General features: G+C 35.3%; 13 protein-coding genes. 5 read left to right on the top strand and 8 right to left on the bottom strand.

The window, feature by feature from the left end; genetic code table 11:
* Positions 1–43: 43 nt before the first annotated feature.
* From AC2A1D_RS15675 to dnaE, 4 genes are all read right to left on the bottom strand, one after another.
* The gene (locus tag AC2A1D_RS15675; RefSeq protein ID WP_484044516.1) at positions 44–1,627 is read right to left on the bottom strand and encodes a GEVED domain-containing protein; all 1,584 of its coding nucleotides are present in this window, start codon (positions 1,625–1,627) and stop codon (positions 44–46) included.
* Positions 1,628–1,729: 102 nt separating this feature from the next.
* Positions 1,730–3,313 carry a GEVED domain-containing protein gene (locus AC2A1D_RS15670; RefSeq protein WP_484044515.1) on the bottom strand — a complete coding sequence of 528 codons (1,584 nt, stop codon included), beginning with the start codon at positions 3,311–3,313 and terminating at the stop codon, positions 1,730–1,732.
* A gap of 126 nt (positions 3,314–3,439) precedes the next feature.
* Complete coding sequence (locus tag AC2A1D_RS15665) at positions 3,440–7,045, bottom strand: T9SS type A sorting domain-containing protein (RefSeq protein ID WP_484044514.1); 3,606 nt, start codon at positions 7,043–7,045, stop codon at positions 3,440–3,442.
* Between the two features lie 318 nt (positions 7,046–7,363).
* Entirely contained in the window at positions 7,364–12,043 is a 4,680-nt protein-coding gene (dnaE, locus tag AC2A1D_RS15660) for a DNA polymerase III subunit alpha (protein ID WP_484044513.1), read from the bottom strand.
* Between the two features lie 230 nt (positions 12,044–12,273).
* On the opposite strand from dnaE, the gene AC2A1D_RS15655 reads away from it, so the two are divergent.
* Entirely contained in the window at positions 12,274–14,346 is a 2,073-nt protein-coding gene (locus AC2A1D_RS15655; RefSeq protein WP_484044512.1) for an alpha-ketoacid dehydrogenase subunit alpha/beta, read from the top strand.
* Between the two features lie 94 nt (positions 14,347–14,440).
* Complete coding sequence (locus AC2A1D_RS15650) at positions 14,441–15,463, top strand: bestrophin family protein (RefSeq protein ID WP_484044511.1); 1,023 nt, start codon at positions 14,441–14,443, stop codon at positions 15,461–15,463.
* Between the two features lie 192 nt (positions 15,464–15,655).
* Here the strand turns inward: AC2A1D_RS15650 and AC2A1D_RS15645 are convergent, their stop codons facing one another.
* Positions 15,656–16,114, bottom strand: coding sequence for an Lrp/AsnC family transcriptional regulator (locus AC2A1D_RS15645; RefSeq protein WP_484044510.1), 459 nt, complete (start codon positions 16,112–16,114; stop codon positions 15,656–15,658).
* A 151-nt stretch (positions 16,115–16,265) separates the two neighbouring features.
* Here AC2A1D_RS15645 and AC2A1D_RS15640 point away from each other — a divergent pair, with 151 nt between their 5' ends.
* Complete coding sequence (locus AC2A1D_RS15640; RefSeq protein ID WP_484044509.1) at positions 16,266–17,495, top strand: aminotransferase class I/II-fold pyridoxal phosphate-dependent enzyme; 1,230 nt, start codon at positions 16,266–16,268, stop codon at positions 17,493–17,495.
* Between the two features lie 61 nt (positions 17,496–17,556).
* Here the strand turns inward: AC2A1D_RS15640 and AC2A1D_RS15635 are convergent, their stop codons facing one another.
* From AC2A1D_RS15635 to AC2A1D_RS15625, 3 genes are all read right to left on the bottom strand, one after another.
* Positions 17,557–18,561 (bottom strand): glycosyltransferase family 2 protein, encoded by a 1,005-nt coding sequence (locus AC2A1D_RS15635; RefSeq protein WP_484044508.1) that lies wholly within the window; start codon positions 18,559–18,561, stop codon positions 17,557–17,559.
* Between the two features lie 72 nt (positions 18,562–18,633).
* Complete coding sequence (locus tag AC2A1D_RS15630) at positions 18,634–19,026, bottom strand: hypothetical protein (RefSeq protein WP_484044507.1); 393 nt, start codon at positions 19,024–19,026, stop codon at positions 18,634–18,636.
* Between the two features lie 2 nt (positions 19,027–19,028).
* Entirely contained in the window at positions 19,029–20,192 is a 1,164-nt protein-coding gene (locus tag AC2A1D_RS15625; protein ID WP_484044506.1) for a THUMP domain-containing class I SAM-dependent RNA methyltransferase, read from the bottom strand.
* Positions 20,193–20,314: 122 nt separating this feature from the next.
* Between AC2A1D_RS15625 and AC2A1D_RS15620 the strand changes: the two genes are divergently transcribed.
* Positions 20,315–21,040, top strand: coding sequence for an SAM-dependent methyltransferase (locus AC2A1D_RS15620; protein ID WP_484044505.1), 726 nt, complete (start codon positions 20,315–20,317; stop codon positions 21,038–21,040).
* Positions 21,041–21,376: 336 nt separating this feature from the next.
* The gene (locus tag AC2A1D_RS15615) at positions 21,377–22,093 is read left to right on the top strand and encodes a ZIP family metal transporter (RefSeq protein ID WP_484044504.1); all 717 of its coding nucleotides are present in this window, start codon (positions 21,377–21,379) and stop codon (positions 22,091–22,093) included.
* Positions 22,094–22,111 lie beyond the last annotated feature (18 nt).

The following is a 22,111-nucleotide window of genomic DNA, read 5'->3' as shown; positions in this document are numbered from 1 at the left end:
TTTTTGAGACATCTGTTTTTTTACTATATAATTGATTCCTAATTTATTTTTTAATAACTTTTTGAGTTTGCTGAGAACCGTCTTTCATTTTTAGAATTAAAAGATACATTCCAGAACTAAGCTCTGCCATTCTTAAAGCAGAATCTACCTTATCAAATCTTTTAACAATTCTTCCATTGAAATCTGCAACAGAAACCGATTGTACTTTTTCAGAATTTTTAATATTTATAACATCTGTAAAAGGATTTGGATATACAGCAATTTTATCTTCAACCTTACTATTTTCATTAGTGGCAAGATTTACAATTTGCTCTACGGTAAAATTATCAATAAAGAAATCATAATCTTCAGCATCGTTTACTACACCATCAGAGCCAATAAATGCAAAGAAAGTACTTGCAGAATTATAATTCGTAAGATCTAACGAAAACTGAGTTGATGTATTGGATGGCGCATTAGAAGCATTCCATGTTTGTAAAGCCGTCCAAGTAGAGCCTCCATTTGTAGAAATTGCAAAAGTAAGCGTATCATCTGAACCCATTGCAGAAGCTACTGTATCTCCCCAAGCTGTAACTGCGTAATCAAATTTCACTCTATAACCACCTGCAGATAAATTAAACTCATTACTTTTCAACCAACCCACAGTATCCTGATAATATAAATTAATCTTCATTGATTGGTTTGAACCAGAATTTAAGAAATCATCCGAATACCAATTGGTAATAGTATCAGTTGGTCCCGATGCAAGAGTTCCACCCGATGCTTGTGACCAACAAGGTGAAGGATCAACGCTAAAATCATTTGTATAAGATGGAACTACAGCCGCACAAGGAGTTGTAAAGGATGTATAAAGTGACCACGCGCTTTTCTCGGTTGTACTGCATACAGAACGCACCCAGACTCTATAATTAGTTGTTGCCGATAAATTTATAAGAGGAACTGAAACAACACCCGCTCCCACACTTCCCGTTGCCGCAGTAGTGGCAGTAGGAGATGCAAAATTTGATGAATAATAATATTCGTACCCTGAAGAAGGCGCAGATGGAGGCGCTGTCCACTGAAGATTTGCCGTAAAAGCAGTAACCGCTGAAACATTTACACCAGAAGGAGCAAGACAACTTGGTGCAGCAGCAATAGACACAGTATAATCATGAGCTTCACCATAGCCATCCAAATTACATGGTATAGGTTCGGTATAATATCTATCCGCAACTCTCATTCTATGATTACCGACAGGTGCAGTAGCAGGAATTGCAATGATTGAGTTGGTTACATTTGTTGTTCCATCATAAGTGCTCGTTCCTGAACCCACCAGTTCTGAGGTTCCATCAAAGGTTCCATCATTATTGAAATCAATCCAAATTTTAACATACTGACTTCCGTATCCGTGGGTAACGCTGAAGTCATAATTCAAACCCGCATTTAAAGTAATAGTTTGCGCCGTATAATCTCCATAGGCATTTGCAGAACAACCTGTAGAAGAATGAGTAAAAGATGCAGAAGAAATTTGAAAACTATCAATAACATCCCCATAGTCGCATCCACTAGAAAATTCAGGAGTGCAGTAAGTTTGTGCAAAGGAAAGGGCACCAATAAGCACCCCTGCAACCGATAAGCATTTTTTCATATTCAATATTTTAATGATACCGGCTAAATTATAAAAATATCCTAAAGAAAAAGCATATTCAATACAAAAACAATACGCAATTACACTTATTTACAATAAATATTATTTTTTTACAAGTTTAATAACAGATGTAGTATTATCTTTTTTCTTAATAGCAACAAAATACTGTCCTGCAACCATATTAGTTACATCAATTTTCGACACAGCATTTTCCTCTGTCTTAACAATTTTGCCTGTAACATCAAAGATCTGAACAGATTTTATCATTTCAGATTTGGAAATAATAAAATAATCACTTGTTGGATTTGGATAGAGATAAATAGCATCATTTACCTCAATATTATCTACTGTAGACAAACTAGCATTACTTTCCACAGTAAAATTATCTACGAAAAATTGATAATCCTGAGAATCTACAACTGAACCATCTGATGCAAAAAATGCAAAAACAGTATTCGCAGAATTATAGCTTGAAAGATTTAAAGAAAACTGATTATTAGTATTTGAAGGCGTATTTGAAGCGTTCCACGTCTGAAGTGCTGTCCAACTCGTCCCCCCATTGGTAGATACCAACAACTGTACAACATCATCTGACCCCATCGCCGATGAAGAAGTACTATTAAAAGCAGTAATTCCGTAATTAAATTTCAATGTATAACCTCCAGAAGACAAATTAAATACAGGACTCTTAAGCCACCCTCTACGATTCTGATCAAACAAATTTATAGAAGCCGCACCGGTGTAGTTTATGTTTAAAAAACCATCTTCTACCCAGTAAACATCAGTTCCTGAAGGTCCTGTTGCTGCCGATCCACCTGAAGCCTGCGACCAACAAGAACCAGGAAAAGTATTAAAATTATTTGTGTACGAAGGGGTGATTGACAAGCATGGTGTAGCAAAGCTTAATACAGCCGACCAAGAACTTTTCGATGCAGAGCTGCAAACCGAACGCACCCAAACATAATAATTTGTAGCAGGAGAAACCGCTAAAGTTGCATTTAAAACTCCTGCACCAACACTTCCCGTTGCCACCGTTGAAGAAACCGGAACCGAAGAATTGGTTGATAAAAAATATTCATATCCTAAAGAAGCTTGACTTGCAGAAGCAGACCATGATAAGGTAGCTGATGAAGAAGTAATGTTTGAAACCAAAAGATTATCGGGAGCCAAACAGGAAGGAGTACCTCCAATAGAAACAGTATAGTCGTGAGCTTCACCAAAACCATCTATATTACATGGAAGAGGCTGATATTCGAAGCGATCTGCAACTCTCATTCGGTAAAGCCCAGAAGCAATTGTTGAAGGAATTGAAATCGTTCCATTTGTAACATCTACATTCGCAACAAAAGCACTTGATCCTGTAGCCACCAATTCTGGAGCAGTATCAGTAAAAGTTCCATCGTTATTAAAATCAATCCAAATTCTAACATTTTGCTGACTAAAACCATGGGTTGTGCTAAAGGCATAATTAACACCTGCACTTAAATTAATGGTTTGCGAAGTATAATCCCCATAGGAACTAGGAGAACATCCTGTATTTTGATGATTAAATCCAACGGAAGGAATTGAAAAGCTATCTATTTGATCACCCTGGTTACAACCATAAAAAAAACCAGGAGCACAGTAGGTTTGTCCTGAAAAACAACAACTTAAAAACAAAAACAACAACAATAAATGTTTATTCATTACAAAATTTAATAAAATAAATGCAAATTTATGAAAACTTAAAATATATAACCTAATACGAATATAAAAATTAAAAAAGCCGATAGCATTTATACTATCGGCTTGAATTAATTAAGCAGAATTTATTTATCTCTTAATAGCTTTAACAGTCTGTCTAGAACCGTCGTTCATATTTAAAATCACGAGATACATACCTGCATTTAGATCTCCTAAACGTAAAGTAGATTCTGGTTTTTGAATTGTTTTCACAATTTTACCAGACATATCAGAAATCATAATAGATTTTACATCTTTCACATCCGAAATTGTAAGTAAATCTGTAAAAGGATTTGGATAAGCTTTTACCTCCTCCTTTTTAACACTCTCTAAAGTTGCAAGATTCGTACAACCTTGAGTTATTGAAACACTATAATTTCCTATTCTAGCAGCAGTATATCCTGTTAACAAAATATAATAAGTTGTACCTGCAACACCTGTAAATGTAACAGTTGGAGAATTATAAAGATTCGATGTACAACCACTATCAGCATAACCTACACCAACAGTATTACTGAAACAAGTAAGGGCAGAACAAGAACCTGTATAAACCCTCAAATATGCATCATACTGAGTTCCACAAGCATCCACCACAATTGGTCCATTTTCTGTTGCGCTTACAGTAAACCAAACCCCCTTATAACTCGCAGTTGTCCCTGAACTTCCACAAGTAGAAGTAGGTAGCGCATCATCTGTAGCCAAAGCATTGTTACCTTGAACAGTCCCACCACAACTAATTGCAGTAGCTGTTGCACAAGTATCGTTAGATGGAACGGTAGGAGTTGTTACAGCAATCTGGAAACTAGAAGTTGTAGTACTTGTACTAGTACTTGAATATACCCTCACATAATACGTCTGGCCAATAGTAAGATTTTGTAGTAACATACTCGAATTCCCTAAACCTCCATCAAAACATGAAACCGCAGTTAAGCTTCCACAAGCTCCTGAATATATTTGAGTGGTTGTAGCATTATCCGAATATAAAACTTGTACAAAATGCGTCGTAGCCGATGCAGTAAAAGAATACCATACGTCATCATTAATTCCAGAAGCGCTACAACCAGGCGTAGTTCCAGTACTTTGAGTTGCACTTACCGTTGAACCTGTAACAAACGTGCTTGTGTCATTAGTACTTACGGTTAGGCTCGTAGCATTTGCGCAATCATCATTAGTTGGTGGCGGCGGTGGTGTTCCAATACAAATATTAAATGTATTAGCATAGATGGATGTTGTATTTGTATTAGAATTATAAACTCTTACATAATAAACCTGTCCAGGAGTAAGCCCCGTAAGATTTGTCGTAGTTGTAGTACCACATTTTATGCTTGTCAAAGAACCACATGCTCCACTAAACACCTGCGTATATAAACTTGTTGAAGAAGAATTCCCTACAGACAAAACATTGGACAACACCACCGTATGCGCTGTACCGATAGCAGTAAAAGAATACCACACATCATCATCAGGAGTTCCTGTACAAGTACCTACTGCAACATTTGAATTAGTTGCCGAAAGTGTTGTTCCTGCTACAGGAGCAGAACATGTTAAAGTAGAATTAACCACTAAAGATGTTGCAGATGAACAATCATCATTCGCTGGAGCAGCAGGAAGTGTTCCTACGCAAACATCAAAGTTATGTGCATAAAAAGTAGCACCAGAATTAACCTCGTAGGTATAAACTCTTACATAGTAAGTTTGCCCTACCGTTAAACCTGTTAAATATGAAAAATTAGTATTAGAGCTAATACAATTTAAACTTGTTAAAGTACCACAAACACCACTAAACACCTGTGAGTATAGAGAAGATGAAGACGAAGTACCTACTGAAACCACATTTTTCAACTGTATTGTATGAGCCGTAGATGTAGCCGTAAATTTATACCAAACATCATCATCAGCTGTTCCAGAACAAGATCCCAAAGCTACACCAGAACTTGTACCTCCTAATGTTGTACCCGAGGTAACAGCACCACAATTCATATCCGGATTTACATTTAATGAAATTGCATTAGCACATTCATCATTTACCGGAGGTGCCGGAGGTGTACTTACACAAATATTAAAGCTTGCACTAGCTGTTGCCGCTGCAGAATATGTGTAAACTCTAATGTAATAAGTCTGTCCTACAGTAAGACCTGTAACAGTGTTTGATTCTAGATCTGAACACAACATACTTGTCATATTACCACAAGATCCAGATAACACTTGAAAGTACATATCTGTAATACCAGTTGTTGTTCCCGTGGAAACAATGTTAGACAATGTAACAATATGACTTGGCGAAGTTGCAACAAATGTGAACCAAACATCGTCATTTGGTGTCACGAGACATGATGTTGCCGCCATTGACATCGATGACCCTAATGTATTCCCAGACGTAGTAGCAGTACATGTTAATGAAGGATTCACAGTTAATACAACTGCATTCACACATTCGTCATTTGCAGGAGGAACTGCTGTTCCTGTAGTGAAATTTCTTTCAGTACATCCACTCGACACATTAGCTCCCTGGTAAGATTTAACAGTATAAAAATACTGCGTAGACGGATTTAAATTGCTAGCAAATGTGTATGTAAGAACATTACCCAGATCAATATTATTTAAAATATCAGTTCCACCAGCAGTAGTACCTACAGATAATTTATATCCTGTAACACCTGCTACCGAAGACCACGTAATCGTAGGCTTAAGAGATGTTCCCACTGCGGCGGTTGCCGGTTGAGAGACAGAAGGACATGGTACTGCTATAGTTGTAAACGATGATTCTATACAACCAGTAGCACTTCCAATATTATTTGATGGTATAACTGTTGCGTAATATGTCGTAGCATAATTAAGTTGATTTGAACTAGAAAAAGCATACGAAGTATTTAACCCGGCATTATAAGCATTAAGAACATTGATTCCACCACTTGTAGTACCAAGATTAACATTATATGTATGAGCATTAGAAACCGCACCCCAAGTAAGTGTTGGCGTAATAGATACACCAGTTGCAGCATTCGCAGGCGCAGTTAAGGTACTACACGCAGGCACTACAGTTGCTGGCGGCATCGTTACATTAAAACCAATCAATGGTCTACGATAATCACTTGATCCCAATGTAGCCCCAAATGCAGAAGTAGTATTAGAATATTTTGTTGTATTAGAATTAGAAGTATTAACACATGGTGAAGTATATTCATAATTCCAAGAAATTGAGGCTGCTTGGGCAGTAGTCTGCACATATTCTAAGTAAACAGCTAAATTACTTCCAGAAGTATAAACGAAGTTTGTGGAATGTGCAAATTCTTTCCACCCTTCTGCACTACCAACAGCAGCTTGCGGATTAGAATCGTAAACCAAAGTTGCAGATCCAATTTCTGTAGACCAAGTCGGAGAAGTTGAACCAAAATCTGTAGCAGTTACATTTTTAAGATAAATCTTAAAAGTTGTATCCGCATTTAAAGCACCGGTTGTTGTAACCCTCTTAAAAAATGTTGAGGTAAATGTTCCACCAGCAACTGCAGACAACTGCGATGCAGGAATAATAAAGGCCGTTCGGTTTTTACTGTTTGCAGTTGCTACGCTATTCATCGGGCCATACGTGTTAGATCCAAGATTAGAGCAACTAGAAACCGTAAACCCTTGCGCCAAATACATTTGGCAGGCAAAAACACCTACCAAAAGCATAAACAAAAAGTTTAATTTTCTCATACTTATTTTAATTTTTAAAACTGGCTTTAAAATTATATTTTTTCAACGAAATTCATTCAATTTATTTCAAATTATCATCCAAAATATAATTAATATAAATTATTATTAAACAATCATTTAATTTAACATAATTATCAAAAAATCGTAACACATTGTTTATTAGTCTATTAATTTATTAGACTTTTAGATTTTGTATTAAAATCATAAATAACTCCACAAAAACGCATTAAAAAAAATCTCCATAAAAACATGTAAACCAATGCATAAAAACAAAAAAAGGGATGAAAAATCATCCCCTTATCATATTTTTTTTCACCATTAATTAAGGTAAAACTCGTATTTATTCATCAACTGAATATTTTGTATTAAATCACTGTTTAAATTTACAGAGTACTTCATAGATTGAACCTCAATATGCTGCATGGTAAAATCGTCGTCGTAATCTCTTATATAAAACTTCAACTTTTGATTTCCTTGATTCCGTTCTAAAACATTTCTAAAAAAGTTCAAATCTTCCGGTCTGAAATCCATCACATCCATCACCAAAGAAATACTTTTTGCAAATCGCTCGAATGCTTCCTGAAGCTCGATCACTTCATTCACATTCACAAATACACGCCCGTCTTTTACCTGAGCAAATTTTATTTTCAAAATCACAAAACGCTGTACTTCCAATTTTTCCTTCAACTTCATATAATCTCTGTCTCCAAGCCTGAAAGAGTACGAACCAGAGTAATCTTCTAAAGTAAGGAAAGCCACTTTTTCGCCACTTCTGAAACCGTCTTTCACGACATATTCTGTAATCAATCCGGCAACAGTGTATTCTTTTCCGCCACCGCCATTTTCTCTTTCTTTTTGCAGTGTTTTCCAGTCTTTTTTCTTTTCTTCAAACAGTTCTTCTTGCTTGTTTGCAAAAGCTATTTCCTTGTAAGCATCGACCTCATCGAGATTTAAAAACAGAAAATTCCCTTTGGGTTCAGCTTTTTTAGTTACTTCTTCAATTATTTCCTCTTCTTCGCCTGCAACAATATCATCAACGACAATTTCCGTTAAATCTGCCACTTCATCAACTGAATCTTTTTCAAGAATCGGAGCTTCATCGGTTACAATTTTTGCTTCCTCGTCTTTTTCTAAAATTGCTTTTTTAGACAAACTTCCCTGCATAAACTGAAACTGATATTTAAATTCATCCAAAGGATGCGCAGAAAGATAGAAGCCAATGGTTTCTTTTTCTTTATTAAGCTTATGCATATTCGGCCATTCCGGACAAGGGGCAAGTTTTGGCTGCTCAATTTGAACTTCCTCTGCAAAATCTGCAAAAAGAGAGTTTTCCATCTCGTTTTTACTTTCCTGGAAGCTTTGTCCGTAGCGAATTAATCGTTCCAAATTTGTTCTTCCCGCCATATCAATATCGAAATACTGACCTCTGTGAAAAGAATCCAATTCATCAAAAGCACCTGCAACCACCAAACTTTCTGCCACTCTTTTATTCATTTGAGAAGGCAAAATCCTTTCAAAGAAATCATAAATATTTCTAAATCTTCCGTTTTCACGTTCTCTCGTAATGGCTTCACTTGGCCCTTCTCCAATTCCTTTAATCGCACCTAAACCAAAGCGAATCTGCCCTTTTTCATTTACCGAAAATTTATATTGAGATTCATTTACATCCGGCCCTAAAACATCAACACCCATACTTTTACAATCTTCCATGAACATGGTAATCGATTCTGTATTGTTGATGTTATTACTCATTACACTCGCCATATATTCAGCAGGATAATTCGCTTTTAAAAACGCAGTTTGATACGCAATAAAAGCATAACAAGTAGAGTGAGATTTGTTGAAGGCATACTCCGCAAAGGCTTTCCAGTCGTTCCAGATTTTTTCTAATCTTTCTTCATCCAGATTATTTTTCCTTCCTCCTTCAATAAATTTTGGGTACATTTTATTCAGAACGTCAATCTGTTTTTTACCCATCGCTTTTCTCAAAGTATCGGCTTCACCTTTGGTGAAATTTGCCAATTTTTGAGACAGCAACATTACCTGCTCCTGATAAACGGTAATTCCGTAAGTTTCCTTTAAATATTCTTCGGTTTCTGGTAAATCGTAGACAATTTCTTCAATCCCGTGTTTTCTGTTGATAAAGTTTGGAATATATTTAATAGGACCCGGTCTATACAATGCGTTCATGGCAATAAGGTCGGCAAAAACTGTTGGTTTAAGCTCTCTCATGTACTTTTGCATTCCGGGACTTTCATATTGGAAAATCCCCACCGTTCTTCCTTCTTTAAATAACTGATAGGTTTTGGTATCATCCAAAGGAATCAAATCTGGGTCGATATCAACTCCGTGTCTTGCTTTTACAATTTTTAAAGCATCTTTAATAATGGTTAAAGTTCTCAGACCCAAAAAGTCCATCTTCAAAAGACCTGCACTTTCCGCCACCGAGTTATCAAACTGAGATACCAAAATATCAGCATCTTTTGCCGCAATCGTTACCGGAACCAGATTACTCACATCTTCCGGTGTAATAATTACTCCACAAGCATGAATCCCTGTATTTCTAATGCAACCTTCCATTTTTTTAGCACTTGCTAAAACCCCATGTCGAGGGTCTTCCGGACTGCTTAGAACCAGCTTCATTTCATCAACAAGTTGCTGTTCTTCTGGTTTTAATTTATCGTATTTAGATAAAGCTTTCGCGATGTTCATCCCCGGTGTTGAAGGAATCAATTTCGCAATATTATTGGTATCCGGAATCGGAACATCTAAAACTCTTCCCGCATCTTTAATTGCCGATTTTCCACCCAAAACCGAGTATGTAATAATCTGTGCAACCTGCGTTTTACCATATTTTTCGACAACCCATTTAATGATTTTATCACGACCTTCATCATCAAAGTCAATATCAATATCGGGCATCGAAACCCTTTCCGGATTCAAGAATCTCTCAAAAAGGAGGTCGTATTTAATTGGGTCTACATTAGTAATCCCAATACAATAGGCAACTGCAGAACCAGCTGCAGAACCACGACCTGGACCAACCCAAACTCCCATTTTTCGGGCTTCATTACAGAAATCCTGAACAATTAAGAAATAACCAGGATAACCCGTATTTGCAATAACTTCAAGCTCGAAATCCAAACGCTCCTTTACATCGGGAGTTATTCCGTCATCGCCATATCTTTTTCTCGCTCCTTCGTAAGTTAGGTGCGTTAAATATGCCATTTCACCACGTTTTCCGCCATCTACATCGTCTTCCGGATGAATAAATTCTTCTGGAATATCAAATTTTGGAAGGAGAACGTCTCTTTTTAAAGTATAAGGTTTAAATTTCGCTGTAAATTCTTCATACGCTTCAAACGCATCGGGATAAGCAAGAAAAGCTTCTTTAATTTCTTCTGCAGTTTTTATATAATATTCGGAAGTTGCTAATCCTCTTCTCTTTCCAAAACCTTTACCAACGGGCGTTGTAAGCTTTTCACCGTCTTTAATACAACTTACAATATCCTGAATATTAGAATCATCTTTATTTGAATAGTAAGTTTCGTTTTGTGCTAAAATTTTAACATTATATTTATCTGCAAAGTGCAGTAAAACGTCATTCAAATGCTCTTCTTCAGGAAGTTTATGGTTTTGAATCTGTACATAAAAATCATCCTGAAAAGTATCTTTCCACCACTTGAAAAGTTCCTCCCCTTTTTGTTCACCCGTATTTAAAATTGCATCGGGAACATCACCGTTGATTCCTGAAGTTAAAGCGATTATTCCTTCTTTATATTCAGCAATCAACTCACGACTTATCCTTGGAACTCCGAAATAAAATCCTTTTAAAAATCCAATACTCGAAAGTTTTGCTAAATTTTTATATCCGTTAAAGTCTTTTGCCAATAAAACCACCTGCGTTCTTCTGTCGGGGTCGTCTTTGGTAAACTGTTTTTGCTCGTATCGGTCTGAAATATAAAACTCGCAGCCCACCACAGGAATTAAAGGTTCGGAAGGCGGTTCAACTTCTGTAAACTCCTCTCCTTTTTCTTCTGCTTCCTGTTTTTTTGCTAAATATTCTTTATGTTTTTTTGCCCTGTCTCCATTTGCACCTTCAACTGCCGAAACAAATTTGAAAGCTCCCATCATATTTCCTAAATCGACCATTCCGACTGCTGGAAAATTATCATCAGTTGCTTTTTTAATTAAATCATTAATTCCCGAAGTCGCCTGCAAAGTTGAAAACACACTGTGATTGTTGAAGTTGAAATATCTTCCTAAATCAATCTCATCAACACTTCCGAAATCCTGTTGTTTTTTCTTATTGTTGAAATCTGCAACCTGCCTTCTGATAACTATTTCAAAAGGTTTTATCGGGTCTGGATATAGCGTTTTAAAATAAGCTAATTGGTCTTCAGAAACTTTTAAAACTTCCGCAGGAATTACGCCAATTCTCATCATTTCGAAGAAAACCTGAGCTGTTGCGTTTACGTCGGCTGCTGCGTTGTGCGCTTCATCAAATTTATGACCGTAAAGCTTTTCGTACAACTCTTCCAATTTTGGAGATTTGTAACGACCGCCTTTTCCACCTCCAAGTTTACAATAATCTGTTCCCAAAACCATTGTATCGGCTCTTGGTTTTTCCTGAAGATTGTCTGTAATATTTTTTCGGTAAAATTCTGCACCAACGATATTGTAATCGAACTCTACATTGTGACCAGAAACTACCCTTACTCTTTCTAAAACCTTAGAGAATTCGTGTAAAACTTCTTCTAGATCACGACCTTCTTCGTTGGCAATTTTCGTCGTAATCCCGTGAATTCTTGCGGCGTTGAAGGGAATATCATATCCTTCAGGTTTAATGATATAATCCTGATTTTCAATTAAAGTTCCGTTATCATCATGCAATTGCCAAGCAATCTGAACCATTCTTGGCCAATTGTCTGAATCTGAAAGTGGTGCGTTGAAATTCTTTGGTAAACCTGTGGTTTCCGTATCAAAAACTAAGTACATTTTAAATTTTTGCCTTTTTTATTTTGAAAAAAGAGAATGTAAAGTTATGGTAATTTTTTGTGTTTTGAAATTTGTTTAGTCTAAAAAAATAATGAATATACGTTAACATTTTCGTAAGCTCAAAATTTGTTAAAACCATCAAAAATTCCTATAACAATTTAAAAATCAATTAAATAATCATAAACACTAACAATTGTTCGGATTTCTAATTTTATGTATATTTGCTCGCTATGGAAAATACACTTCACGAAAAAGTTTCTCAAGATATATTATTAAAAGCTTACAACCACATGATGCTTGCCAAAGCAATGGCAGATATTTACGAAGAAAACAGAAATGTTTGTAAATATGTACACAGTACATCTAGAGGTCACGAAGCGATTCAATTGGCAACCGCCTATCAACTACAAAAAGAAGACTGGGTTTCTCCTTATTACAGAGACGAAAGTATTCTTTTAGGAATCGGTTTTGAGCCTTATCAATTGATGCTACAGCTTTTAGCAAAAGCAGAAGATCCTTTTTCTGGAGGTAGGTCTTACTATTCTCACCCTTCAAGCAGAGACGAAAATAAACCTAAAATAATTCATCAAAGTTCTGCAACAGGAATGCAGACAATTCCTACAACAGGAGTTGCACAGGGAATTAAATATATTCAGGATTTCAACTTACAGCAATTCGAAAACAACCCAGTTGTCGTTTGTAGCTTAGGAGACAATTCTGTAACAGAAGGTGAAGTAAGCGAAGCTTTTCAGTTTGCAGCTTTACACCAGCTTCCTATTATTTTCTTGGTTCAAGACAACGAATGGGGTATTTCTGTAACAAAAGACGAAGCAAGAACTTGTGACGCTTACGATTTTGTAGCAGGTTTTGAAGGTTTAGGCAGAATGAGAGTAGACGGAACTGACTTTGTAGAAAGTTTCGAAGTGATGAAAAAAGCCGTTGATTTTGTAAGAACAGAAAGAAAACCTTTGGTTGTTTGTGCTAAAACCGTTCTTATCGGTCATCATACTTCTGGGGTAAGAAGAGAATTTTACAGAGACGAGGAAGATTTAACAAAACACAGAGCAAAAGACCCAGGAAATATCCTAAGAAATCAATTGCTTGAAGCGGGTGTTGATGAAGAACTTCTAAAACAAATCACCAAAAAAGCACGTTTGGAAGCTGAAGAAGCTTTCGACAGAGCACAAAAAGCCGAAGACCCAAAACCGGAAACGGTAATGAACCATGTTTTTGCACCTACTCCAATTACTGAAGAAGTAGGAACGCGCGAACCTGAAGGTGGAGAAAAAATAGTGATGGTAGATGCGGCAATTCATGCGATTCAAGAGTTGATGTGGAAACATCCAGAAGCATTATTGTACGGACAAGATGTTGGTGAAAGAATTGGTGGTGTTTTCCGTGAAACGGTTACTTTAGGAAAGAAATTTGGAAGCAAAAGAGTTTTCAATACAGCCATTCAAGAAGCATATATCATTGGTTCGACTGCCGGAATGAGTGCAGTTGGCTTAAAACCTATTGTTGAAGTTCAGTTTGCCGATTATATTTATCCGGGAATCAACCAATTGATTACTGAAATTTCAAAATCGAGTTATTTAAGTCAAGGAAAATATCCTGTAAGTAACATTATCCGTGTTCCAATCGGCGCTTACGGCGGTGGCGGACCTTATCACAGTGGAAGTGTTGAAAGTATTTTAGCTAATATTAAAGGAATAAAAATCGCTTATCCAAGCAACGCTGCAGATTTCAAAGGTTTATTGAAAGCAGCTTATTACGACCCGAATCCTGTGGTAATGTTGGAGCACAAAGGTTTATACTGGAGTAAAGTTCCAGGAACGGAAGACGCAAAAACTATTGAGCCTGCTGAAGATTATATTTTACCTTTCGGAAAAGGAAAAGTAATTATCGAAGCAGACAAAAACGAAACCGAAAAAGGAAGAACTTTATTGGTTGTAACCTACGGAATGGGCGTTTATTGGGCGAAAGAAGCTGCGAAAAACTTCAACGGAAGAATTGAAGTTATCGACTTAAGAACTATTATTCCTTTGGACGAAGAATTGGTTTTCGAAAGAGTAAAAGCACACGGAAAATGTATCGTTTTAACAGAAGAACAATTGAATAATTCTTTTGCTGAAGCTTTTGCACACAGAATCTCTAAAAACTGTTTCAAATATTTGGATGCACCGGTTGAAACGATGGGTTCTCTAAATACACCTGCAGTTCCTATCAATTTAGTTTTGGAAAAAGAAATGCTTCCAAACGCAGAAAAATTAACTGCCAAAATCGAAGAATTGCTGAAATATTAATTCAACTCAGAAAAAAATATCAACCTCTAAAATTTTTTAGAGGTTTTTTTGTGGCAATTTCTTACTTTTAATCAACTTTTTTAAAAAAACAGGAATGATTACTACAAAATATTTAAGCTACAGATATATAATGAACTTAGCCGGTTTCCATATTATATGGCTTACTGCGTGGTGTACATTTGTTTCGGCTGTTTTTTATTTTTTAGAGTGGCATTGGATGACGATTCCTTGGGTACCTGTTGCGTTAATTGGTACTGCAGTGGCATTTTTTGTTGGTTTTAAAAACAATCAAGCATACGACCGACTTTGGGAAGCCCGAAAAATATGGGGAGCCATCGTAAATGTAAGCCGTTCTTTCACCTCCATGTTGTATGGTTTTGATACTGAAAATGCCGATGCCGGAATTACAAAAATTCAGAAAAGAAAACTTGTTTATCGACATATTGCATGGCTTTATACGCTTAGAGAACAGCTTCTGGAGCCAACAGAATGGGAGCACCTAAAACTTAAAGGTCATTTTGGTTCTATCAACGAAAAACGAAATAGATTAATAAAAGCAGGTTTCTCAGATTACAGCAGAACACATCTTTTTCAGAAAAAATATCTTTCAGACGAAGAATTTGAAGCATTGGATATATACAAAAACTTTGCAACATTCCTGAATTCTCAACAGGCAAAGGATTTGAACGCATTAAAAAACAGCGGCGCTATTACAGATTTTAATCACATGCAATTACAAAGCTGTTTAAATGATTTATTCGATTGCCAAGGACAAAGTGAACGAATTAAAAAATTTCCTTCGCCAAGACAGTTTGCCAATTCTGGGTTTATTTTTATCGTAATATTTATTATTCTTTTGCCACTTGGTTTGGTGAGCGAATTTAGTACATTAGGAGCATGGGGAATTTGGTCCTGCATTCCGTTTTGCGTTGTTGTAGGCTGGATATATATTGTGATGGAGTTGGTTGGAGATTATTCCGAAAATCCTTTTTCTGGATTAATGTTCGACATTCCTATGCTTTCAATTTGCAGAACCATAGAAATTGACCTTCTGCAAATAGTGGGCGAAAAAGATTTACCAGAATCTATCACTGCTAAAAATGGTGTCATTATCTAAATTCATAATTGGTTTAAAATAAAATAATTCATTAAGATTTGTTAACTTTTTAAACTTTAAAGAAAAAAAATTAATGATATCAATCAAGCTTATTGCTTACAATTAGATTTACCTTTTTATTTAATCATTTTTAAACCTTCATAATCCTGAAGGGCTTAATTTACTTATTAACAATCTAAAACCTCAAGAAATTTACAGGACAATTTCCGTAGTATTTTTTACCTCAGAAATTGTGAAAGCACTGTGCGTACTTGCAATATGTTGCAAAGTAGTTAATTTTGAGAGCATAAAATTTCTGTAATCTTCCATATCACGAACGCAGATTTTAAGGATATAATCGTAATCGCCACTTACGTGAAAGCACTCTGTAACTTCGTGAAGATTCAACACCTCTTTTTCGAACTGAATCACAAACTCCTTTTTGTGTTGTGTAAGTTTAACATGGCATAAAACAACAAACTTTTTGTCGACTTTCTTTTTATCGACAATCGCCACATATTTTGAAATAACTCCAGAATTTTCGAGCTTTTTGATACGCTCATAAACTGCCGTAACCGACAAACCTAGCTTGTAAGCAAGTTCTTTGGTGGTTTGTTTGCAATCTTCCTGAAGATATTTCAGTATTTTCTTATCAGAATCATCAAAAGTCATAGATAAATTTTTGTTAAAGATTTAAAAAGCTCAAATATAACAAACATATTTTCTATTAAAATAAATTATGCCAGATTTATAATCTAAAATTTAAATTAATTCTTGTAAAAACAGCGGAACATTTTCATATTTATAAAAAATAAAAATCGATATGCAAGACTTTAAAGCAGCCAACGAAATTCAGGATTTGCAATACTTTGGCGAATTTGGCGGGGTAAACCCATCAATTTCTGATAGCTCTACCTATACTTTCCTTTCTGCTAAAACGATGTTCGACACATTTGAAGGAAATGCAGACGGTTGCTATTTATATTCCAGACATTCTTCTCCAATGAATTTATATCTTGGTGAAGCATTAGCAAAAATGGAAAATACAGAATCTGCAAACGTTACTGCTTCCGGAATGGGCGCCATTACTTCGGTTTTAATGCAACTGTGCAAAGCAGGAGATCATATTATTTCGAGCAGAACAATCTATGGTGGAACGTATGCTTTTCTAAAAAACTTTCTTCCTCCTTTCAATATTACAACCACTTTTGTAGACATTAACAACTTTGAGTCTATAGAAAACTCTATCCACGAAAACACAAAAATTATATATTGCGAAACCGTAAGCAACCCACTTCTTGAAGTTGCAGACTTAAGAAAATTAGCAGAAATATGTAAAAAACACAATCTAAAACTGGTTGTAGACAACACATTTTCGCCGCTTACGATTTCGCCTACACTTTTAGGTGCAGATGTTGTAATCCACAGTTTAACAAAATTCATTAACGGTAGTAGCGACACAGTTGGAGGTGTTTATTGCGGAACGAAGGAATTCATTAATGCAACAAAAAATGTAAACGACGGCGCTTGTATGCTTCTCGGGCCAACAATGGACAGTTTCCGTTCGGCAAGTATTCTTAAAAATCTAAGAACGCTTCATATTAGAATGAAACAACACAGCCACAACGCTTTATTCCTAGCTGAAAGATTTGAAAAAGACGGTTTAAAAGTTTCGTATCCAGGATTGCCTTCTCATAAAAACCATGAACTTATGAAAAGTATGATGCATAATGAATACGGATTTGGTGGATTATTAACAATCGACGCAGGAACAACCGAAAAAGCCAACGAATTGATGGAAATGATGCAAAGAGAAAACTTAGGATACTTAGCCGTAAGTTTAGGATTTTATAAAACTTTATTCTCGTGCTCCGGAAGCTCCACATCATCAGAAATTCCTGAGGAAGAACGTGAAGCAATGGGAATTTCAGACGGCTTGATAAGATTCTCCATCGGTCTTGATAACGACATTGAAAGAACTTACGAAAAAATGAAAGAATGCATGATAAAAACAGGCGTTCTACAGGAAGAAACCATATCATCCATATTCTAAATATATTTTTATAAAAGCTGTTGAAATTCAACAGCTTTTATTATTTTTTTTTAAAGCAAAATCAAACTTTGTGAAAATGTTTCGGGAACGCATCTTCTGGTTTTTTCTTGAAAATATTCAGCAAAATCCACGATTGTAAAAAACCATATCCATACGAAAACATCTGAATATAAGTAGAAACAACCGCCATTGCAGCAATCGAAATATTTTTAGTCACAATCATAGCATGTACAAAAACCATAAACGTGTACAAACCATACATCGAAAGAATAAAACCTTGTCTAAGGATAAAATATTCTAAAAATCCTAAAATATATCCCAACAAAAACAAACTAGGAAACGCAAAAGAAATCTTTACATAATTAGGATGTCTTTGGTTCAGAATAGGTCTTGCGCAACCGAATTGATAGACTTGTTTTGAAAATTTACCAAAATCTACTCTTCTTTTATGATACACTGCAATGGTATCGAAGAACGCCGTAGTAAAGCCATTTTCCCAAAGCGTCATCGACAAATCTGGGTCTTCGCCGATTCTCATTTCAGAGAAACCGCCCACTTTTTCAAATACTTCTTTTTTCACGCCCATATTAAAACTTCTGGGCTGAAATTTAGAAACCGCCTTTTTATTCCCACGAATTCCGCCCGTTGTAAAAACAGAAGTCATGGAATAAGAAATCGCTTTTTGCATTAAATTGAACCCTTTATGCGCTTTATCTGCACCACCAAAAGCATCACACGGAATTTCCACAATGCTTCTTTTGATGTTTTCAATATAATCTTTCTCTACAATTACGTCGCTATCCACAAAAACCAACCAATCGTTTGCGGCTCTTTTTGCACCGTAATTTCTCGACAAACCAGGTCCGGAATTATCTTTTCTGAAATATTTAATCGTTAAAATATCTTCAAATTGATGAATGGTAGGTTTTAAATCGACAAAAGAACCATCATCTACAATAATGATTTCAAAATCCTTATCAGATTGTGCATTGAGAGAGTTGAGCAACTCGAAAAGCTCGTCTTTTCGGTTAAAAATAGCGACAACAATAGAAATAGTAGGTTTCAAATTGAAAATTTTTCAAAATTACTTATTTGAAAAGGAATCTCAATGTATTTTAAAATAATTTATGATTTAAAACTACATCATAAACTTGAAATAAATCATCAAAACAACTGAAATAGCAAGCAAAAGGAAAGAAATTGTAAACAAAAGAAATTTCCAAACACTTTTAAAATAGAAAAGATTGAGGTGATACAATGAAAAAAACACCATGAAAGAAAACGCAAAACCCGCAAGCGCACAAAGAAGAATTGTTTGTACTAAATTTTCTTTTGGTAAAGGATTTTTAAAAACAAAAAAATAAAGAATGGAAGCCATCAAAAGAAAGCTTCCACTCCATAATTCTATTTTATATCTTGATTTTTTATGAGGTTTTTTATCATGATTCAATGTTGAAGAAGAGCTTAAAGAACTACCAAAATTCAACAAATCTCCAATTATATTCAAACCATCAAGAAAATCAAAAGGCATATTTATTTTTCTTCCAGTTTATGAACTTTTTTCGTTCCTTCATACATTTCGTACTGTAAAAATCGGGTTTCCAATTTACCGTTGAAAAGCTTGATTTTCCTTGAAGGACGAAGCCCAATTTTCTTTACCGCTTCCAAATCTGAGGAAATCAGCCAAGCCAAAGTGTTTGGATAATTGGTTTTGAAAGTATCTCCTATTTTTTTGTAGAAATCGTCATCATTAATAGAAATTCTCTCGTCATAAGGTGGGTTGAACACCATCAACAAAGGGAATAGCTCTTTTTTAGAATCGAAAAAGTTTTGTTTTCTTACCTCAATTACATCTTCCAATTCGGCAGATTCAATATTGGTTCTTGCCGCATTCAACATTCTTGCATCGATGTCGTAGCCTACAATTTTCCCTGTGAATTCTTTCACACGATTAATTCTGAATTCTTTTATTTTTCTGAATAATTCAGCATCATAATTATTCCAATTCTGGAATGCAAAACCTCTTCTGAAAATCTGCGCCGGCAAATCCAAAGCAATCATCGCAGCTTCAATTAAAAGCGTCCCAGAACCACACATTGGGTCTAGGAAGTTTCCTTTTCCGTCCCAACCTGCCAATTGCAACATTCCGCTTGCCAAAACTTCGTTAATCGGAGCTTGACCCTGCTCTCTTCTATACCCCCTTTTAAACAAAGGGTCGCCCGAAGAATCCAACGAAATTGTCACCAATTCTCTATCGATATGAAGATGAAATTTAATCTCTGGATTTCTTGTTTCAATGTTCGGTCTTCTTTTAAATTTATCTTGAAAATAATCTACAATCGCGTCTTTCATTTTTAAAGTCACAAATTGCGAATGCTTGAAAGTCTCAGAATTCACCGTAGAATCGATGGCAAAAGTCTGGTCTACATCCATAAAATCTTCCCAAGGAAATTGTGAAAGTTTATTATAAAACTGATGCTGATTAAAAGCTTTAAACTCATAAACAGGCACCAAAATCTTTAATGCAGTACGTGCAGAATAGTTAATTTTGTACAGAAAACCAAGGTCTCCTTCACAGTTTACAGCCCTGTTTTTTAATTCTACATTACGGCCTCCTAGTTTTTTAATTTCTTCAAAAAGAATCTGCTCTAGTCCGAAAAAAGTTTTAATCTGTATCTTAATGTTTTCTGTATCCATTTTGCAAAAATAACGATTTTAGTTGTTGGTTGTCAGAATATAGTTCATGGAATCTTTGCATCTAATAAAAACCATCAACAAACAAACATTAAACATCAACCAAAAAAGACTATTTTTGCAGCATGGAATGGTTCGAGTCTTGGTTTGACACCCCTTATTATCATATTCTCTACAGCAACAGAGATTATACAGAAGCTGAAAATTTTATTACTCAGCTTACTGCAGAATTACAACTTCCGAAATCTTCGGAAATTATCGATTTGGCTTGCGGAAAAGGCAGACATTCGGTTTTTCTGAATAAATTAGGATATAAAGTTCTCGGTCTTGACCTTTCAAGACAAAGTATTGAGCACAACAAACAATTTGAAAACGAAAATCTTCAATTTAAAGTTCATGATATGCGCGACAAAGTACAACATGAGCCTGTAGATGCGGTTTTCAACCTGTTTACGAGTTTTGGATATTTTGATTCTGAAGATGATGACCGAAAGGTTTTCGAATCTGTTTCAGACATTTTAAAACCGGGTGGCTATTTTGTTTTAGACTATCTTAATGAAAATTATGTAAGAAAAATGATTGTTTCCGACTCTAAAATCGAGCGCGAAAATATTGAATTTTCTATCTCTAAAAAAATTGAAAATCAACACGTTGTAAAAGACATTAAATTTACAGCAGACGGAAGAGATTTCAACTTTTTTGAAAAAGTAAAACTTCACACACCCGAATCTATTCAAAAATATGCTGAAGATAACGGTTTCGAAAGAATTAAAATCTGGGGAGATTATCAACTGAATGATTTCAACAGAGAAGATTCTACGAGATGCATCAATTTATTCAGAAAGAAATAATTTTTGTAGCAAATCTTTTTTTATAAAAAGAAAAAGCTCCGTAGGAGCGACACCTTTGTAAAATATTATAGTACTTGGTTGAATAATGATTTCAAACATTATTTTTTTGATTTTGACATTGTTTTCCATTTATTCCGCAATTAAGTTTGGGTGGACGAATAGCCATACTCCTCCCCCACAGTTTATCATTTCGTTGTTATTATTTTTTTTAGGTTTACTTTTTATTTTGTTTAAAAAAAGACTATTTGCAAAAACTATTGATTTTGGAATTCATTTAATTTTGATTGCCGTAAATTTGCTGATTGTTCTATTTTGTTTATTTCCGATATTAAAATAATGATAGTTTTCTTACTTATATTAAGTGTTCTTGTTGGGGTTTTCCTTGGAAAGTTTTTTGGGCAGAAAGAAAAATTTGCAAAGAATTTACTGATTCTAAGCGCAGGTTTTTTAATTACCATTTGCCTGAATGAAGTTTTCCCTGAAGTGTACCATTATCACAATGAAGAAGGTATAAATCTTGGGATTTTCGTGATTGGAGGAGTTCTTCTTCAAATGATTTTGGAAGCTTTAACCAAAGGTTTTGAACATGGCCATTTCCATCATCACAACGAAAACAATATTCTTCCGATGGCGCTTATGGTGGGACTTTTCATCCATGCGTTTATCGAGGGAATTCCTTTAGCGAATGAGAAAGATGCATTTTCGCCGTATCTTTTAGGAATTGTATTTCACAATCTTCCGATTTCGTTTATTTTGGGAGCGTTTTTATTCAACAGAAAAGGTACAAAAACATCTTATCCATCGATGCTCATCGTAGCTTTATTTGCTTTGGCATCACCTTTTGGAATGTTTTTAGGAAATTATTTCAACCCAAATTGGCAACCGTATTTCTTAGCCATTGTTGGCGGAATTTTCCTTCACATTTCTTCGGTAATTATTTTTGAAAGCAACAAAAACCACAATATTAATTGGACTAAGATTGGACTTGTAATCGTGGGGGTTTCATTAGCTTTGTTAATGCACGTTTTCCATTCTCACGAACATCTACATTAAATACATTTCCATAGAAAA

The sequence above is a fragment of the Chryseobacterium sp. HNCC26DJ239 genome (assembly GCF_057180445.1).
Note: the sequence above shows the minus strand (reverse complement) of the source record. Positions and strands in the feature narration are given on the sequence as shown.

Bases quoted from the DNA above. Each gene is read 5' to 3' on its own strand.
- AC2A1D_RS15640 (WP_484044509.1), top strand. From the start codon at position 16,266: ATGCAAGACTTTAAAGCAGCCAACGAAATTCAGGATTTGCAATACTTT.
- AC2A1D_RS15650 (WP_484044511.1), top strand. From the start codon at position 14,441: ATGATTACTACAAAATATTTAAGCTACAGATATATAATGAACTTAGCC.
- AC2A1D_RS15675 (WP_484044516.1), bottom strand. From the start codon at position 1,627: ATGAAAAAATGCTTATCGGTTGCAGGGGTGCTTATTGGTGCCCTTTCC.
- AC2A1D_RS15665 (WP_484044514.1), bottom strand. From the start codon at position 7,045: ATGAGAAAATTAAACTTTTTGTTTATGCTTTTGGTAGGTGTTTTTGCC.
- AC2A1D_RS15615 (WP_484044504.1), top strand. From the start codon at position 21,377: ATGATAGTTTTCTTACTTATATTAAGTGTTCTTGTTGGGGTTTTCCTT.
- AC2A1D_RS15670 (WP_484044515.1), bottom strand. From the start codon at position 3,313: ATGAATAAACATTTATTGTTGTTGTTTTTGTTTTTAAGTTGTTGTTTT.
- AC2A1D_RS15645 (WP_484044510.1), bottom strand. From the start codon at position 16,114: ATGACTTTTGATGATTCTGATAAGAAAATACTGAAATATCTTCAGGAA.
- AC2A1D_RS15630 (WP_484044507.1), bottom strand. From the start codon at position 19,026: ATGCCTTTTGATTTTCTTGATGGTTTGAATATAATTGGAGATTTGTTG.
- AC2A1D_RS15620 (WP_484044505.1), top strand. From the start codon at position 20,315: ATGGAATGGTTCGAGTCTTGGTTTGACACCCCTTATTATCATATTCTC.
- dnaE (WP_484044513.1), bottom strand. From the start codon at position 12,043: ATGTACTTAGTTTTTGATACGGAAACCACAGGTTTACCAAAGAATTTC.
- AC2A1D_RS15625 (WP_484044506.1), bottom strand. From the start codon at position 20,192: ATGGATACAGAAAACATTAAGATACAGATTAAAACTTTTTTCGGACTA.
- AC2A1D_RS15655 (WP_484044512.1), top strand. From the start codon at position 12,274: ATGGAAAATACACTTCACGAAAAAGTTTCTCAAGATATATTATTAAAA.